The sequence below is a fragment of the Onishia niordana genome (assembly GCF_004798965.1).
Taxonomy (GTDB): domain Bacteria; phylum Pseudomonadota; class Gammaproteobacteria; order Pseudomonadales; family Halomonadaceae; genus Onishia; species Onishia niordana.
On sequence record NZ_SDSD01000090.1, the window covers coordinates 1 to 266 of the forward strand.

Genomic DNA, 266 nt, shown 5'->3' on the forward strand with positions numbered 1-266 from the left:
CGAGTAGACGGGGAACTGATAAAATTAACACCCACAGAATTCAAAATTACAGAATTATTGGCTTGTAACGCTGGAAAAGTTTTCTCTATTAAGGAAATCTATGAACGTGTTTGGCAAGAGCCGGGATTTAATGCTGAAAATACTGTAGCTGTACATATAAGAAAAATCCGTGAAAAAATAGAAGTAAATCCAAAAAATCCAAAATATTTAAAGGTGGTGTGGGGCATTGGCTACAAAATGGAAAAATAAATTCGCTGTGAGTATTG

Annotated in this window: 1 protein-coding gene; it reads left to right on the top strand. The window is 34.6% G+C overall.

The window, feature by feature from the left end; translation table 11 throughout:
• Positions 1–249, top strand: a 249-nt coding sequence (locus tag ETC27_RS18035; RefSeq protein WP_136256072.1) for a winged helix-turn-helix domain-containing protein, incomplete at its 5' end; no start/stop codon positions are given.
• Between the last annotated feature and the right edge of the window lie 17 nt (positions 250–266).